15 protein-coding genes are annotated in these 15105 nt (G+C 68.4%); 8 read left to right on the top strand and 7 right to left on the bottom strand.

All coding sequences use genetic code 11. The features are described 5' to 3' along the window. The first annotated feature begins 2 nt into the window (after window positions 1-2). On the top strand, window positions 3-1403 hold the full coding sequence (locus tag ACO0LU_RS08795; protein ID WP_424790992.1) for a metallopeptidase TldD-related protein: 1401 nt from the start codon (window positions 3-5) through the stop codon (window positions 1401-1403). A 22-nt stretch (window positions 1404-1425) separates the two neighbouring features. Here the strand turns inward: ACO0LU_RS08795 and ACO0LU_RS08790 are convergent, their stop codons facing one another. Together ACO0LU_RS08790 and ACO0LU_RS08785 are read right to left on the bottom strand one after the other, a co-directional pair. Further along, a complete protein-coding gene (locus tag ACO0LU_RS08790) occupies window positions 1426-2337 on the bottom strand; it encodes a hypothetical protein (RefSeq protein ID WP_424790991.1) in 912 nt (303 codons plus the stop codon). Window positions 2338-2418: 81 nt separating this feature from the next. After that, window positions 2419-2700 carry a DUF7218 family protein gene (locus tag ACO0LU_RS08785; RefSeq protein WP_424790990.1) on the bottom strand — a complete coding sequence of 94 codons (282 nt, stop codon included), beginning with the start codon at window positions 2698-2700 and terminating at the stop codon, window positions 2419-2421. Between the two features lie 180 nt (window positions 2701-2880). Here ACO0LU_RS08785 and ACO0LU_RS08780 point away from each other — a divergent pair, with 180 nt between their 5' ends. Genes ACO0LU_RS08780 through ACO0LU_RS08765 form a run of 4 tightly spaced genes read left to right on the top strand, consistent with a single transcriptional unit; the run spans window position 2881 to window position 5767 of the window. Then, window positions 2881-3747 carry an SDR family oxidoreductase gene (locus ACO0LU_RS08780; RefSeq protein WP_424790989.1) on the top strand — a complete coding sequence of 289 codons (867 nt, stop codon included), beginning with the start codon at window positions 2881-2883 and terminating at the stop codon, window positions 3745-3747. Window positions 3748-3797: 50 nt separating this feature from the next. After that, a complete protein-coding gene (locus ACO0LU_RS08775) occupies window positions 3798-4418 on the top strand; it encodes a PRC-barrel domain-containing protein (protein WP_424790988.1) in 621 nt (206 codons plus the stop codon). Next, the gene (locus ACO0LU_RS08770) at window positions 4411-5013 is read left to right on the top strand and encodes a DNA-3-methyladenine glycosylase I (protein WP_424790987.1); all 603 of its coding nucleotides are present in this window, start codon (window positions 4411-4413) and stop codon (window positions 5011-5013) included. Before ACO0LU_RS08775 ends, ACO0LU_RS08770 begins: the two co-directional genes overlap by 8 nt. A 43-nt stretch (window positions 5014-5056) precedes the next feature. Further along, window positions 5057-5767 (top strand): type 1 glutamine amidotransferase, encoded by a 711-nt coding sequence (locus ACO0LU_RS08765; protein WP_424790986.1) that lies wholly within the window; start codon window positions 5057-5059, stop codon window positions 5765-5767. Window positions 5768-5771: 4 nt separating this feature from the next. On the opposite strand, the gene ACO0LU_RS08760 is transcribed toward ACO0LU_RS08765, so the two are convergent. The 3 genes from ACO0LU_RS08760 to ACO0LU_RS08750 form a co-directional block, all read right to left on the bottom strand. Then, window positions 5772-6830 (bottom strand): dipeptidase, encoded by a 1059-nt coding sequence (locus ACO0LU_RS08760; RefSeq protein ID WP_424790985.1) that lies wholly within the window; start codon window positions 6828-6830, stop codon window positions 5772-5774. A gap of 64 nt (window positions 6831-6894) precedes the next feature. Beyond that, window positions 6895-7758, bottom strand: a complete 864-nt coding sequence (locus ACO0LU_RS08755) for a universal stress protein (RefSeq protein ID WP_424790984.1) — start codon at window positions 7756-7758, stop codon at window positions 6895-6897. Window positions 7759-7838: 80 nt separating this feature from the next. Continuing rightward, window positions 7839-8393 (bottom strand): CueP family metal-binding protein, encoded by a 555-nt coding sequence (locus ACO0LU_RS08750; protein ID WP_424790983.1) that lies wholly within the window; start codon window positions 8391-8393, stop codon window positions 7839-7841. Between the two features lie 161 nt (window positions 8394-8554). Between ACO0LU_RS08750 and ACO0LU_RS08745 the strand changes: the two genes are divergently transcribed. Next, a complete protein-coding gene (locus ACO0LU_RS08745; RefSeq protein ID WP_424790982.1) occupies window positions 8555-9337 on the top strand; it encodes a class I SAM-dependent DNA methyltransferase in 783 nt (260 codons plus the stop codon). 54 nt (window positions 9338-9391) lie between these two features. On the opposite strand, the gene ACO0LU_RS08740 is transcribed toward ACO0LU_RS08745, so the two are convergent. Together ACO0LU_RS08740 and ACO0LU_RS08735 are read right to left on the bottom strand one after the other, a co-directional pair. Beyond that, window positions 9392-10018, bottom strand: a complete 627-nt coding sequence (locus ACO0LU_RS08740) for a biotin transporter BioY (RefSeq protein ID WP_424790981.1) — start codon at window positions 10016-10018, stop codon at window positions 9392-9394. Further along, the gene (locus ACO0LU_RS08735; RefSeq protein WP_424790980.1) at window positions 10015-12237 is read right to left on the bottom strand and encodes an NADP-dependent isocitrate dehydrogenase; all 2223 of its coding nucleotides are present in this window, start codon (window positions 12235-12237) and stop codon (window positions 10015-10017) included. Before ACO0LU_RS08735 ends, ACO0LU_RS08740 begins: the two co-directional genes overlap by 4 nt. A gap of 713 nt (window positions 12238-12950) precedes the next feature. Here ACO0LU_RS08735 and ACO0LU_RS08730 point away from each other — a divergent pair. Continuing rightward, window positions 12951-14141, top strand: a complete 1191-nt coding sequence (locus ACO0LU_RS08730; RefSeq protein WP_424790979.1) for a quaternary amine ABC transporter ATP-binding protein — start codon at window positions 12951-12953, stop codon at window positions 14139-14141. Then, entirely contained in the window at window positions 14138-15097 is a 960-nt protein-coding gene (locus tag ACO0LU_RS08725; protein WP_424790978.1) for an ABC transporter permease, read from the top strand. Before ACO0LU_RS08730 ends, ACO0LU_RS08725 begins: the two co-directional genes overlap by 4 nt. The last annotated feature ends 8 nt before the right edge of the window (window positions 15098-15105 follow it).

The raw sequence follows: 15105 nt of genomic DNA, 5'->3' as shown, positions 1-15105 counted from the left end.
GCATGAGTACCGCCACGCCCCAGCAGCTCATCGAGCATGCCCTGGCCGGATCCTCGGCCGAGCACACCATCGCCCTGGCCCGTGTCGGTTCCAGTGCGAACCTGCGCTGGGCGAACAACACCCTGACCACGAACGGGGCCATGCGCGAGGTGCAGGTTACCGTGATCTCCTTCCGCGGCACCTCCGATGGCGTCGCCACCGGAGCCATCACCGGCACGGCCGCCACACTCGAGCAGGTCGAGTCACTGGTCACGGCCGCCGATGCCGCTGCCGCGGTTGCCGACCCGGCCCAGGACGCTACCGAGTTGCTCACCGCCGCCGAAGCCACGGCTCCGAGCGAGCCCTGGGACGATCCTGCCGAGCAGACCTCCATCGAGGTCTACCGGGACTTTGCAGCCGAGTTGGGTGAGATCTTCACCCGCGCCCGGGAGCGCCGGCAGGTCCTCTACGGGTTCGTCGACCACGAGGTGGTCACCACCTACCTCGCCTCCTCCACGGGCGTGCGGCTTCGGCACACCCAGCCCAGTGGGCACTACGGCATCACCGGGAAGAACGAGGCGTTGACCTCCTCGGCGTGGGTGGGCGGCGCGACGCGGCAGTTCACCGATGTTGACCCGGCCGCGCTGGAAGTGGACCTGATCCAGCGCCTGGAGTGGTCCGAGCGGACTGTCTCCCTGCCCGCCGAGCGGTACCAGACCGTCCTGCCGCCCACCGCGGTCGCCGACCTGCTGATCTACGCCTACTGGTCCGCCGGTGCGCGAGTGGCTCACGAGGGGCAGTCGGTCTTCTCCAAGCGTGGCGGAGGCACCCGCATCGGGGAACAGATCGTCAAGCCGCAGGTGCGGCTGTACTCCGACCCGGCCTACCCCGGTCTGGAGTGCGCGCCCTTCGTGCAGGCAGCGGCGTCCTCCAACGTGTCCAGCGTGTTCGACAATGCCCTGCCGCTACGCAGCACCGACTGGATCGCCGACGGCAGGCTCACCTCTCTCCTGCAGACCCGGCACTCTGCCGGGCTGACCGGTCAGGAGGTGACCCCCGCGATCTCCAACCTGGTGCTGGACGTCGAGGGAGGGGCTGGGACCACCCAGGACCTGGTCGCTGGGATGGACCGGGGCCTGCTGGTGACCTGCCTGTGGTACATCCGTGAGGTGGATCCTCAGAACCTGCTGCTGACGGGTCTGACCCGCGACGGGGTGTACCTGGTGGAGGGCGGTGAAGTGGTCGGTGCGGTGAACAACTTCCGCTTCAACGAGTCCCCGGTGGGTCTACTGAGCCGCTTCGACGCGGCCTCGGCCACCCAGGCCAGTTTCTCCCGCGAGTGGGGCGACTACTTCCCGCGCACGGCCACCCCGGCGCTGCGGATCGGTGACTTCAACATGTCCTCGGTCTCTCAGGCCCAGTAGCCCGCCGGGCCGGACACGACCCTCAGGCGAACCGCACCTGCGCGGTGAACTCCTTCCCGGCGTCCATGCTCAGGTCCACCAGGCGCAGACCCGGGGGCATCTGGGCGTTCAGGTCGATCGTGGTGTCGGTGTACCGGGCCAGTTTCTTGCGCACCACCACGAGCACGAGTGAGACCAGGGGGTTGCCCGAACGCGCCTGGATCTCCCCGATCCGGGCGACCATCCCGGAATCGACCTCGGCCTCGAGCCGGATCTGTGCCGATGCCGAGAGCAGGCCCTTGCGGACCCGGGCGGTCACGTCCAGGTGGAGACGGCGCGCGGAGGGTGTCTTGACCTCCACCTGGAGAGAGGTCAGGGTGAGCCCCGAGTTCGCCAGTTCCCCCGCCACGAGATCCTTGGCGCGTTCCACGGCTTCCTTGATCGGAACCGAGACCCGTCCGTGACCGTGCGACTGGGCGGTCGCGGCGCCCGGGTCCATCAACGCCCACAAATTCTGATGGCCGTCGTAGGCCACACCGGCGGGGATGTCCTCCACCTCGACGTGGGCCGTCACCGGGATACCCTCCACATGGATCGGCTGGGCGAGCACCTCGAGGTGGTGCACCGTGACCGGCTCGGCGGAGGCGACCGGAGGCACGTCGGTCAAGTCCGCACTGTCGAGCCTCAGCGAGCGGTGACGCTCCTCCAGGCGCATTCCGGTCAGGTCGACACGGACGTCCCCCAGGTCGGTCCCGGCCGGCACCACCTGTACCCGTACCTGCTCCCAGAGGCGGGCTGCGTCGTCGTTGTCGTCGTCGTCGTCGATAAGGCTGAGCACGCCCTGTCGGATCCGGTGTTCCCAGTCCGGCCCCGATTGCGGGACCGGTCCGGTCCCGAGGTTCAGGCCGGCGACCTCGGGGGTGGTGGAGACGCTTGATCGCGCAGGTTCAGTCATGGGCTCACGGTACAGCCGGGGCCCGCGATCGTCCCAGCGCCGACCGGCGGGTGAGGGATCAGGTGTCGCGCAGCGCCTCGATCAGGAGTTACGCAGGGCCTCGATCAACTCATCCTTGCTCATCTTGGACCGCCCGTCGATGTCGAGTTCGGCCGCACGGTCGTTGAGCTCGTCCACGGTCCACTCCTCATAGGCAGGCGAGGAGCCACCGGACTCGCCCACATCGGACCGGGAGGTGTTGGCTGCGGCGTTAGCGATCCGCGCAGACTTCTGCTTGGACTCGCCCTCCTCACGCAGCCGCTCGTACAATTCCGGATCCTTCACGCTCGGGCCGGGGTCCTCGCTACCGCCTTGCTTCGCCATCGTGATCTCCTTCCGGGATGACGCGTCGGGATCAGCACGCCGCACCTGTCGCATCAGCACCTCGATCGTGTCACTCCTGGAACCGATCTGCATCCCGGAGATCCCACGCCGGGCCGCCGGGTGCAGCGGTGGCGGCTGGTGCGGATGCGCACCGGCACCGAACCGGCGACCATTGTCGACATGGTTACCGATGAGAACGCCCTGACCGACTTGCCCCAGCAGCACCAGGACTGGCCCGGCCGGACAGCTGCCCTGGATCCGGTGCCCGATCACGGCGAGGCCAGTTACACCGGCCGGGACCGGCTGGTGGGCAAGCGTGCCCTGATCACCGGAGGGGACTCCGGAATCGGCCGTGCCACCGCGATCGCCTTCGCCAAGGAGGGGACCGAGGTGGCCATCTCCTATCTGCCCGAGGAGGCCGAGGACGCCGAACAGACCCGGCAGGAGGTGGAGCGCACCGGTCGTTCCTGTCATCTGCTACCCGCTGACCTGCGCACCGAGCAGGCCAATCTCGAGGTAGCCCGGGACGCTGTCCGGGCGCTGGGTGGCGTTGACGTGGTGGTCGCGAACGCTGCCTACCAGATGGCGGCCGGATCCCTGGCCGACTTCCCCCCGGAGCAGATCGAGCGCACCTTCGCCACCAACGTGTTCTCCACGTTCTGGCTCATCAAGGCCCTCGACGATCACCTGGACGCAGGCGCCAGCATCATCATCACCACCTCGATCCAGGCCTTCGAACCGTCCGAACCGTTGCTGGATTACGCCGCTTCCAAGGCGGCCCTGAACAACCTGGCGGTGAACCTGGCCGGTGAACTGGGCCCGCGGGGCATCCGCGTGAACGCCGTCGCACCCGGACCGATCTGGACACCGCTGATTCCCAGCACGATGCCACCGGAGAAGGTGGACGGGTTCGGATCGGACACCCCCCTGGGCCGGGCCGGTCAACCGGTGGAGGTGGCGACCGCCTTCGTCTACCTTGCCTCGGATGAGGCAAGTTACGTCTCCGGCACGGTCCTGGGCGTAACCGGCGGACGCGGAGTGTTCTGACACGGCAGAATGCCAAGCGGAGCCAGGACCGAAGGAGGGTGCTCAACACGATGGAACTGACCCGCGAACAACTGGATGCGCTGTATAACCTGACGGTGGTCTCCGATGACGGGCAGACCATGGGGCCGGTCGGGCACATCTACATGGACGACCAGACGCAGCAGGCCACCTGGATCACCGCCAAGACCGGCCTCTTCGGCCTGCGTGAGGTGTTCATCCCGTTCCAGGGTGCCAGGGTGGAGCCGGAGGCGATCAAGGTCCGCTACACCAGGGACTTCATCATGGACGCCCCCCGGTTCGACTCCGACGGACACATCAGTGACGCCGAGCAGGACGAACTCTTCCGCTACTTCCGGGTGAGCCGTCCCCAAGCCTCAGACCCACCGCTCGACCCTCCCGTGCCGGCCGAACCGGCAGGTGCGCCGGTGAGCGACGAGGCGGGTCCACTGTCGGACCGTGAACCCGACCTCCCGGTGGACGACGGGCTCGACCGGAACGGCGGTGAAACGTCCGTGGCCGCCGATCCGGATCCGGTACCGGTGGAGCAGGCGGTCACCCCGGACACGGAGGGTCCGGACCCGGGCGCCGGGACGCCGGGTGGGCAGGATCCGGGCCACCCCCGCAGCCAGACCCCGGAGGCGGAGCCCGGGACCACCGACGACCGTGCCTGAGGCTCCCGATCTGCACGTGGCACCCGATGGGCTCGCACGTCCCGCGTGGGCGGCACGGAGTGAGTTGCTACGCCACTACTACGACAATGAGTGGGGCATGCCGGTGCGTGATGAGCGTGGCATGTACGAGCGTCTCACCCTCGAGACCTTCCAGTCCGGCCTGTCCTGGGCAGTGATCCTGACCAAACGACCTGCGTTCCGGGACGCGTTCGGCGGCTTCGACCCCGACGTCGTGGCCGCCTACACCGGTGCCGACGTGGACCGGCTGCTCGCGGATGCGCGGATCGTGCGCAACCGGGCGAAGATCCTGGCCGCCGTCACCAACGCCCGCGCCACCATCGACCTTCGCGCCGAGGGCGGGCTGGCCGACTTCGTCTGGTCCTTCCAGCCTGTGACCACCCCGCGCCCACGACGGATGTCCGAGGTACCCACCCGGTCGGTCGAGTCGGAGGCGCTGGCCAGGGCGCTGCGCAGCCGCGGGTTCACTTTCGTGGGGCCCACCACGATGTTCGCCCTGATGGAGGCGGTCGGGATGGTCGACACCCACCTCGTGGGCTCTCATCGCAGGGGCTCCTCCGGAGTCTGGCCCGCCTGACGGCACTGGAGTTCGCCGCCGGGGTTTGCCAGGATGGCTGGCGATGTCTGCCTACGTACTCGCGATTCGAAACCATCCTGAATCCGGTCCCGGCCGGTACCCCGCCTGGCTCAGGGCTGCCGGCCTCGAGGTGGAGGTGCGTCCCGGAGAAGACGGACTGCCCGGTGACCTGCGGGGCATCAACGGGCTGATCATGCTCGGTGGTGGGCTCATGCCCGACGACGACGCTGCCGCACCCTGGCTGGCCGAGGAGCGCACCCTGGTGGCCCGGGCTCTGGAGGAGCACGTGCCCGTCCTGGGGATCTGCCTGGGCGGGCAATTGCTTGCCCACGTCGGCGGTGGGCAGGTGCGCGCCGATCACGGTGTGATCGAGCGGGGCGCTACGCGCATCCGTTTGACGCCGGCGGCAGCCGAGGACGGTCTGCTCGGCCGGTTGCCGGCGAGTTTCTACGCGATCGAGAATCACCGGGACGCGATCACCGAGCTACCTCCGGGGTCGGTGCATCTGGCCTACTCCGAGGACTGCCCGAACCAGGCGTTCCGCCTCGGCGACGTGGCGTGGGGCCTGCAGTTCCACCCCGAGGCCAGTTCCGCCAATGTGGCCCGCTGGGACCCGGCGAAAATCCGGGCCGACGGGTTCGACCACGACGAACTCATCCGACTCGCGCAATCGGTGGAACCCGAGAGTGAGCGCGCCTGCCGCCAGATCGCCGAGGCGTTCGCCACCGCGGTGCACCAGCACGCCGCAACCTGATGGCTCAGCGATCGGGTGCCGGATCTGCGGGTAGGTCGCCGCAAAAGGCAAGGTAGGCGCCATCGTTATCGGCCAGCACCCGAAGCACGTTCTGGTGGCCGAGTTTGCCCAACTCCTCCTCGGACCAACCGCGGCTGCGCAGTTCATCCATCAGGTTGGGATAGCCGGCTACGTCCTGCAGGCCCGCGGGCATCGTTCCGGCGCCGTCGTAGTCCCCGCCCAGGCCTACGTGGTCGATGCCGGCGACCTCGCGGACGTGCTCGATGTGGTCGGCCACCGTGGCCACACCTACCTGCGGAGCCGGTCCGCCCTGCTCGCTGCGCCGCCAGTCCCAGTAGGCCGCGGAGAGGAATGACGGCACGAACGTGACCATCTGCACTCCCCCGTTCCCGGGTAGGGCCGCGATCACCTCATCGGGCACGTTCCGCGGGTGCGGGTTGAGCGCGGCGCAAGAGGAGTGGGTGAACAGTACCGGGGCTACTGTTCGCTCCAGCGCCTGCGCCATGGTGCTGGGCGCCACGTGGGACAGGTCCACGACCATCCCGATCCTGTTCATCTCGGCGACGACCTCGTGGCCCCTCGCGGTGAGCCCGCCGTGTTCGGGAGTGTCCGTCGCCGAGTCCGCCCAGGTGGTGTTGTGGTTCCAGGTGAGTGTCATGTACCGCACCCCTAGACGCGCGTACTGGCGAAGCGCAGGCAGGGAGTCGGCGATCTGGTGGCCACCCTCGATCCCGATGAGGCTGGCGATCCGGCCGGTGTGGAGCAGCGCCTGCACGTCCGCGGCGGTGCGTGCCAGGTGCAGGTGCTGAGGGTATGCCGCCACCATTCGGTGGATCAGGTCGATCTGCTCCAGGGTGGCCTGCACCGCGGCAGCACCGGTGAACTCCGACGGTAACCACGCCGACCAGAACTGCCCCGCCACTGCTCCGCGGTGCAGCCGGGGCAGATCGGTCTGCATCTCGTCCTGGTGGGTGTCCAACCCGGCCACGCTGCGGCCCCGGGCGGCACGGCATTTCCAGGGCAGGTCGTTGTGTCCGTCGATGATCGGGATGGGTGCCGTCATGGTCCCACCCTGGCACGGATCCGGTGGCAAGCAGGTCGACGTCGGCGATGCCCGGGTAGGGCCTTCAGGTACGGGGTTTGCCCACCACCGCGACCGGGCAGGGAGCGTGATGCAACACACCGTGGCTCACCGAGCCCAGGAGCACCGAGCGTGTCACGCCGCGGCCCCGGTTGCCCACCACGAGGAGGTCGGCTCGCTGCGCGGCCAGCCGTAGCGCCCCGGCCGGGTGTCCCATCAGGGCTTTGCCGTCGACGTCGACGTCCGGGTATTCCTCGCGGAACGGTGCCAGTTCCTCGCGGATCATGCCCTCGGTGGCGCGGGTGGCGTGCATCATGTACTCCCCGTAGCCACCGGCGGGCCCGTACCAGTTCGGGTCGGGCATCACCCGCACCGCCGTGAGTTGGGCCTCCCGTCGCTGCGCCTCGCCGAAGGCGAACGCCAGCGCCTCCCTGGACGTGGCCGAGCCATCGATGCCCACCACGACCTGGTCGTAACTGGTTTCGCTGGGCCCGGGAATCACGATCACCGGCGCCTGAGCGCGTGCGGTCAACCGCATGCTGCTCGAACCGAGCACCAGGCCGGAGAAGCCGCCCCGACCCCGGCTGCCGGTCACCAGTGCGTACGAGCCGGCGGACTCCTTGGCCAGGGTCTCCACCACCTCACCGGTGAAGTGCTGGGTGGAGATCTCCAGTTCGCTGAAGGCCTCCCGGGCGATCTCGGCGCCGGTCTTCAGGATCTCCGTGGCCATCTCCTTGTGCGCGGCACGCAACTCCGGGGTGATGCCGTAGGGGTCACCCCAGGGTTCCTGGACGGTGACGATCCGCAGTTCGGCGCCCATCCGGTCCGCCTCGCGGGCCGCCCAACTGATCGCTTCCTCGGCGTGGGCGGAGCCGTCGGTGGCCACCACGATCGGTTTGATGGTGTTCACGGGGAAACTCCTTCAGTGGTCGGATACCTCTATCGGACCGCGGCACAGCACCGGAAACCAGGTCCGAAGGTCCTGCGGTCTCAACCCAACCGTATTGTGGTCAGGCAGGTCGGCGCTTGGACATCGGTGCTGATGTGCTGGGTGGCGCTGAGCCCGTCGACGGAGACCTCGAGTGTGGCCTCGACATCCTTGGGCAACCAGACGCCGATGAACCCGTTGTCGAAGGTGGTCATCTCCTCGTCCACGTAGACCTCGCCATCGGCGCCGGTGATCATCACGTCCATCGCCGTGTTCGGCAACTCCGCCTGGCAGGTGGTCAGGGAGTGGTAGAAGCAGTCGTGGGTCTGGTTGAGGTACGGGGCGAAGGAAAGGTAGAACTCTTCACCTTCGATCGGCACTTCCTGCTCCGTCGTGCCGTCGCTGAGCAGCAGGGTGTCGGCCCGCACCGAGGCGAGCAGGTCACTGGGGCGGTCCGGACCCCCGAGGCGGTCCATGTGGTCGATCAGGTCAGCGGTCTGCATGCCATCCAGACCGTGCGGGGCCAGCAACTGCTGTGCCGGGTCCTCCTGGTCGGCCGAGCATCCGACCAGGACCAGTCCCAGGGCAGCAGTAAGGGCGATCAGGGCTCGTCTCATGGGGAAACGGTAACGACCGCACCAGCCCTGGAACTAGGACCAAGGGCCCGGCCACCGGATCCACCGGCCGTCCCGGTCCGCCGTGACCCACGAGCGCAGGGCGGCCCGTCCACGCCGCCCGAGGTGCGCAACTGCCACATTCGCGCCCATGATGGACCACGATGACCGAACGCCATGATGAATTCTGGAACGAGCGACTCGCTCAGGACTGGACGAGTTCCGGCGTGGGCTACCAGGCCCTGGGCCGCCCGTTCAACACCTGGATGTATCGCATCCGCCGACACGTCTTCGCCCGGGAAGTCGCAGCCCTTGGTGTCGACTCCCGGACCCAGGTGCTCGACGTCGGCTCGGGTACCGGTCTGTACCTGGCCTGGTGGCAGGCCGCTGGTGCCGGGCACGTCACCGGATCGGACCTGACCCCGGCCGCGGTGACCCGGCTGCGCGAACGTTTCGGGACGCTGCGGATCGAGGAGTTCGACGTGACCGCCGGACCGGGCCCGTTCGAGCCGGGTAGTTTCGATGTGATCTCCTGCATGGACGTGCTTTTCCACATCACCGACGACGAGTTGTACCGCGGCGCCCTGGCCAATGTCGCGGCGCTGCTGCGCCCGGGCGGACGGTTCATCTTCACCGAGAACTTCCTCAACCGGGCACCGGACCGCTCCGAGCACCAGGTGAACCGGTCACGGCAGTGGATCACCCGCGAACTGGCGCGCAATGGCCTCCGCCTGGAGCGTCGCACGCCGAGTCTGGTGCTGATGAACGCCCAGGTCGATGCGCCCTGGTGGTGGCGTAAGACGTGGGGCGGACTCCTGCGTGGGCTCACCCTGACCCCACCCACCGGCTGGGCCACAGGTGCGCTGCTGTACCCGCTTGAACGGGTGCTCACCCGGGTGCTGGCGGAGAGCCCGACGACGGAACTGGCCATGGCCAAGCGGGTCTGACCCCTGCCGGGCCACCACCGAGCGGTTGGTGGCCCGGCTTGGGTCGGCGTGGGCTCAGCGTTCTCCGGCGAGGGCGCCGGTGGCGCGGTGTGCCAGCGGCATGATCATGGCGGCCAGGATCCACTTGATGATTCCACCGAGGAGGAACGGGACCACACCGACGGACACCAACGTTCCGACGTCATGGGGCATCCCGAGCATCGACAGGACCACCCCGAGGTAGGGCACCCCGATGATGAACGGGATGAGGCTGGCACCGGCGAACCCGGCCAGCGCCAGCAGGGGACGCCGGTCCCAGTGCCTTTGGGCCAGCCAGCCGATGAAGGCCGCGGCCGGGATGAACCCGATGATGAAGCCGAAGGACGGACTTGCCACGCTCGCCGGTCCCCCCATCGCACCGGCGAACACCGGCAACCCGGCCACCCCGGCCAGCAGATAGGCCATCATCGCTGCAGCCGCCCGACGCGCGCCAAGGCTCGCCCCGACCACCAGCACCCCGAGGGTCTGCCCCGTCACCGGTACCGGCCACAGCGGCACCGCCACCTGGGCGAGCAGGGCCACCAGCGCGGCACCGGCGATGACCAGCCCCACCTGCGCCGCGGTGCTGCGGGAGCGGATCAGCGCATCGGCAAGGACCGGACGGGCCATCCCCCAGCCCGGCGCGGGGATCGCCGCGCTCATCGACGCAGCGACGCCAGCGCCGCGTTGAACGTCGCCGAGGGTCGCATCACCGCGTCGGCCTTGGCCGGGTCAGGGCGGTAGTACCCGCCCAGGTCCACCTCCTGGCCCTGTACGTCGAGGAGTTCTGCCACGATCGTCTCCTCCTGCGCGCGCAGGGTCGCGGCCACCGGTCCGAACACCCCGGCCAGGGCCGCGTCGTCGGACTGGGCGGCCAGTTCCTCCGCCCAGAACAGCGCCAGGTAGAAGTGGCTGCCACGGTTGTCGATGCCGCCCAACCGGCGGGTCGGGGACTTGTTCTCCTCCAGGAAGGTCCCGGTAGCCCGGTCCAGGGTGTCCGCGAGCACCTGGGCCCGGGCGTTGCCCTGGGACTGTGCCAGGTGCTCGAAACTGACCGACAGGGCCAGGAACTCACCCAGGCTGTCCCAGCGCAGGTAGTTCTCCTTCTGTAGTTGCTGGACGTGCTTGGGCGCCGATCCTCCGGCACCGGTCTCGAACAGGCCCCCGCCGTTGATCAGCGGGACCACCGAGAGCATCTTGGCGCTGGTACCCAGTTCCAGGATCGGGAACAGGTCGGTCAAGTAGTCGCGCAGCACATTGCCGGTCACCGAGATGGTGTCCGTTCCGGCACGCATCCGCTCCAGGGTGAAGCGGGTGGCAGCGACCGGGTCCATGATGTGCAGATCCAGCCCGTCGGTGTCGTGCTCGGCCAGGTAGGTGTTCACCTTCTCGATCAGCCTGGCATCGTGGGCCCGGTCTGCGTCGAGCCAGAACACCGCGGGCGTGCCGCTGGCCCGGGATCGGTTCACGGCCAGTTTGACCCAGTCCCGGATGGCCACGTCCTTGGTCTGGCAGGAGCGCCAGATGTCGCCGGCGGTCACGGTGTGCTCGGTGAGCACCGCTCCGGCCGAGGTGACCAGGCGGACCACCCCGTCGGTGGCGATCTCGAAGGTCTTGTCATGGCTGCCGTACTCCTCGGCGGCCTTGGCCATCAAGCCCACGTTCGGCACCGAACCGATGGTGGCCGGGTCCAGTGCGCCATGGGTGCGGCTGTCATCGATCGTGGCCTGGTAGACCCCGGCGTAGCTGGAGTCCGGGATCACCACCAGCGTGTCGGCCTCCTCCCCGTCCGGACCCCAGGCGCGCCCGCCGTTGCGGATCAGGGCCGGCAACGAGGCGTCGATGATCACGTCGCTGGGCACGTGCAGGTTGGAGATCCCGCGGTCCGAATCCACCTGGAACAGGCGCGGACCCCGCTGGAGTTCGGCGGTGAAGGAGTCGCGGATCTCCTGCCCGGCGGGCAGGTCATCCACGCCCGACAGGATCGATCCCAGACCGTCGTTCGGGCTCAGCCCGGCCTCGGCGAGCACCTGGCCGTACGTGGCGAACGTCTCCGGGAAGAAGGCCCGGACCGCGTGCCCGAAGATGATCGGGTCGGAGACCTTCATCATGGTCGCTTTCAGATGCACCGAGAACAGCACGTCGGCATCCTTGGCGGCCTGCACCTGGGCCTTGAGGAAGGCCTGCAGGGCATCGGCCCGCATCACGGTGGCATCGACGACTTCCCCTGCCTCGACCGGCACCTGCTCGCGCAGCACGGTGACCGTGCCGTCTGCGTCGACGTGCTCGATGCGTAGGGTGTCTGCCTCGGTCAACACCACGGACTTCTCGTTGTTGCGGAAGTCGTCCTCGGCCATGGTGGCCACGGTGGTCCCCGAATCACTGGACCACTCCCCCATCCGGTGCGGGTGCGCCTTGGCGTAGTTCTTCACCGACGCCGGTGCCCGCCGGTCCGAGTTGCCCTGCCGCAGGACCGGATTCACCGCGCTGCCCATGACGCTGTCGTACCGTGCGCGCGCGTCCCGCTCGTCGTCGGTGGCGGGGTTGTCGGGGTAGGGCGGTAGGTCGACCCCCTGGGCACGCAACTCGGCGATGCCGGCCTTGAGTTGGGGCACCGAGGCGGAGATATTTGGCAGCTTGATGATGTTGGCCTCCGGAGTCTCGGCCAGTTGACCGAGTTCGGCCAGCGCGTCCTCGGTGCGCTGCTCCGGCGGGAGCACGTCAGCGAATGCGGCGATGATGCGGCCCGCGAGCGAGATGTCCCGGGTCTGCACCTGCACGCCCGCGCTGGCGGCGAACGCCTCGATTACCGGCAGGAGTGAGTAGGTCGCCAGTGCCGGCGCCTCATCGGTCTGGGTATAGATAATCGTGGGAGTAGCCACAGGGTGCACTTCCGTCCGGGTCGACAGCGGTTGTTCGATATCAAGATATCGTCTTCCGCCCCGGTCGCGCCCGGTGCGCAGTCCTGACCGGCCGCGCCCGCCCACCGGCCCGGGTGAGCCGGCAGTACTGACGACGCCCACATCCTCACGGAAGCGTAACGATCGGGCGTGACCTTGGCCACGTGGTGCGGAGAGGGCCGGGCGGGGTGCGCGGGTGTCCCCGGTGGAGCCGCACAGGGGGCGTACGGGTACCGAGCCACGCCCCACCGAAACCCCAGCGTGCCGCATAGACCGCGGGATCGTGCGGGTTGGACCGGGGCCCCGGGGTCCGCCGACGTGGGCAGGCACGGGTCGTCGCCGGAGTTCGGCGCGTGCGCCGGCGCTGCCGGTTCCCGCGTGCACTGGCGCTGCCTCCCCTTTCGGAACAGCACCCAGCGGCCCCTGGCATGTGCCCGCCGGGATCTTCTATGCCAGACTGACATGCGTTGTTTGCCAGTGGATGGTGATCGGGCGGGCTTGGGATAGGTCGCTTCGCTCGGGTGTGCGCCTGCGTCACGTCCTGCGGAGTCATCCTCGCCTCAACCCTGGACCGCACCCTGTGCCGCATCCCGACGGCGGGACACCCCCGCCGAGAACTGGAGACATTCTCAGGTGCCAGTGATCGAAGCCCATGGCGTGTACAAAAGATCTTCGGGCGTCGGCCGGAGCGGGGCGTGGGGTGGCTCCAGTCCGGTGCCAGCCGGGAGGAGTTGCGCGAGCGGGGTCTGACCGCTGCCGTCATCGACGCGTCCTTCGACGCCAACGACGGGGAGATCTTCGTCGTGATGGGCTTGTCCGGTTCGGGCAAGTCCACGCTGATCCGGATGGTCAACGGACTGCTCGAGCCCACCGCCGGCGACATGATCGTCGCTGGTGACAACATCACCGGCTTGCGAGGCCGTGCGCTACGGGAGATGCGCCGGCAGAAGGTGTCCATGGTCTTCCAGCACTTCGCGCTGCTCCCCCACCGCACTGTCGGGGAGAACGCCGCGCAAGCCCTGGAAGTGCGCGGAGCCAACCGCGCCGACCGGCAACGGGCCGCCGAGGAGGCGCTGCGCATGGTCGGGCTGGACGGCTGGGGCGGGTCCTATCCCGATGAACTCTCCGGCGGGATGCGTCAGCGGGTGGGACTGGCCCGCGCGCTGGCCTCCGGCACCGACGTCATGCTGATGGATGAAGCATTCTCCGCGCTGGACCCGTTGATCCGCCGGGAGATGCAGGATCAGTTGATCGACCTGCAGCACACCCTGGGAAAGACGATCCTGTTCATCACCCACGATCTGAACGAGGCGATGCGGCTGGGCGACCGGATCGCGATGATGCGCGACGGCCGAATCGAGCAGATCGGCACCTCCGAGCAGATCCTCAACGACCCCGCGAACAGTTATGTGGCCCAGTTCATCCAGGACGTCGACCGCACCCGGGTGCTCACCGCCGGGGCGATCATGGAGCGACCGGTGGCGGTGATCGGAGCGGAGTCAGGTCCGCGCACCGCACACAAGTTGCTGCGCGAACACCAGATGTCCGCACTGATGGTGGTTGACCGTAGCCGACGGCTGCGTGGGGTCGTCTATGAGACGGACGTCGCGCAGGCAGTGCGATCCGGAGCGAACAGCCTCGAGGGTGTGCTCGGGCAGGCGCACCAGGTGCACACCGACGACACCCTCGCGCAGTTCATCGCGACAGCAGCGCAAGCCAAGGTGGCGCTGGCCGTGCTGGACCGCGACGAGAGGCTGGTCGGCGTGATTCCCAGGGTGACGTTGCTCAACGCCCTAGCCGATCCGGAGGACCCTGAGATGACCGAGAACCTGAGAACCGGTCCGGTTGCAGGCGCAGCGAGCGCGGGAGCGGGGCTGCCCTCATGAACCTCTATGCGGATGAGACCGATGGCACCGGAATCCCACGGTTGGACATCGGGGAGTGGATCGAGGCGGGGTTCCGGTGGATCCAGGACAACCTGAGCGTGGTCTTCGACGGAATCCAGAGCCTCATCAGTTGGGCGACCACCAACCTGGCCGGCCTGCTGAACACCCCCGATGCTCTGCTGCTGGCTGTCCTGTTCTCCGCCGTTGCCTGGTTGCTGCGGGACTGGAAGCTCGCCCTGCTGTCGCTGGGCATGTGGCTGTTCGTGATCAGTGTCGAGCAGTGGCAAGGCGCGATGCTCACCCTGGCCATGGTCATCATCGCCACGTTGGTGGCCCTGCTGCTGGCCATACCGATCGGCATCGCGGCGGCCAAGTCGGACCGCGTCTCCCAGATCGTGCGCCCGGTGATGGACCTGATGCAGACGATGCCCGCCTTCGTCTGGCTGGTGCCGGTCATCACCCTGTTCAGCGTCGGGGTCGTCCCCGGGGTGATCGCCACCGTGATCTTCGCGCTTCCTCCGGGGGTGCGCCTGACCGAACTGGGCATCCGGCAAGTGGACGCCGAAGTCGTCGAGGCCGGGCAGGCCTTCGGCAGCACCGGTTCGCAGATTCTTGCGCGGATCCAATTGCCCCTGGCGATGCCCACCATCATGGCTGGGGTCAACCAGGTGATCATGCTGGCCCTGTCGATGGCGGTGATCGCGGGACTGGTCGGTGCCGGGGGTCTGGGCGCCGAGGTCACCCGCGCGATCAGCACCATCGACATCGGGCTGGGTTTCGAAGCAGGCCTGTCCGTCGTCGTCCTTGCCATCTACCTCGACCGGGTGACCGCCGCTGTCGGCGGACGCAAACCCGGAACACCGAGAGCCGCGCGACTCAAGAAGCTACTACGCGCCGGACGTGTGTCCACCCATCGGCCCGGTGGGGACCGCGACCACCAGTCCACAACTGCATGAATCCGGAT

The organism is Pseudactinotalea sp. Z1748 (genome assembly GCF_049725185.1).
Classification (GTDB): Bacteria; Actinomycetota; Actinomycetes; order Actinomycetales; family Beutenbergiaceae; genus CALKWS01.
Note: the sequence above shows the minus strand (reverse complement) of the source record. Positions and strands in the feature narration are given on the sequence as shown.

Excerpts from the sequence above, each read along its gene's own strand:
- ACO0LU_RS08795 (WP_424790992.1), top strand. The coding sequence starts at position 3 with ATGAGTACCGCCACGCCCCAGCAGCTCATCGAGCATGCCCTGGCCGGA.
- ACO0LU_RS08745 (WP_424790982.1), top strand. The coding sequence starts at position 8,555 with ATGACCGAACGCCATGATGAATTCTGGAACGAGCGACTCGCTCAGGAC.
- ACO0LU_RS08765 (WP_424790986.1), top strand. The coding sequence starts at position 5,057 with ATGTCTGCCTACGTACTCGCGATTCGAAACCATCCTGAATCCGGTCCC.
- ACO0LU_RS08790 (WP_424790991.1), bottom strand. The coding sequence starts at position 2,337 with ATGACTGAACCTGCGCGATCAAGCGTCTCCACCACCCCCGAGGTCGCC.
- ACO0LU_RS08750 (WP_424790983.1), bottom strand. The coding sequence starts at position 8,393 with ATGAGACGAGCCCTGATCGCCCTTACTGCTGCCCTGGGACTGGTCCTG.
- ACO0LU_RS08740 (WP_424790981.1), bottom strand. The coding sequence starts at position 10,018 with ATGAGCGCGGCGATCCCCGCGCCGGGCTGGGGGATGGCCCGTCCGGTC.
- ACO0LU_RS08725 (WP_424790978.1), top strand. The coding sequence starts at position 14,138 with ATGAACCTCTATGCGGATGAGACCGATGGCACCGGAATCCCACGGTTG.
- ACO0LU_RS08760 (WP_424790985.1), bottom strand. The coding sequence starts at position 6,830 with ATGACGGCACCCATCCCGATCATCGACGGACACAACGACCTGCCCTGG.
- ACO0LU_RS08775 (WP_424790988.1), top strand. The coding sequence starts at position 3,798 with ATGGAACTGACCCGCGAACAACTGGATGCGCTGTATAACCTGACGGTG.
- ACO0LU_RS08780 (WP_424790989.1), top strand. The coding sequence starts at position 2,881 with ATGGTTACCGATGAGAACGCCCTGACCGACTTGCCCCAGCAGCACCAG.
- ACO0LU_RS08785 (WP_424790990.1), bottom strand. The coding sequence starts at position 2,700 with ATGGCGAAGCAAGGCGGTAGCGAGGACCCCGGCCCGAGCGTGAAGGAT.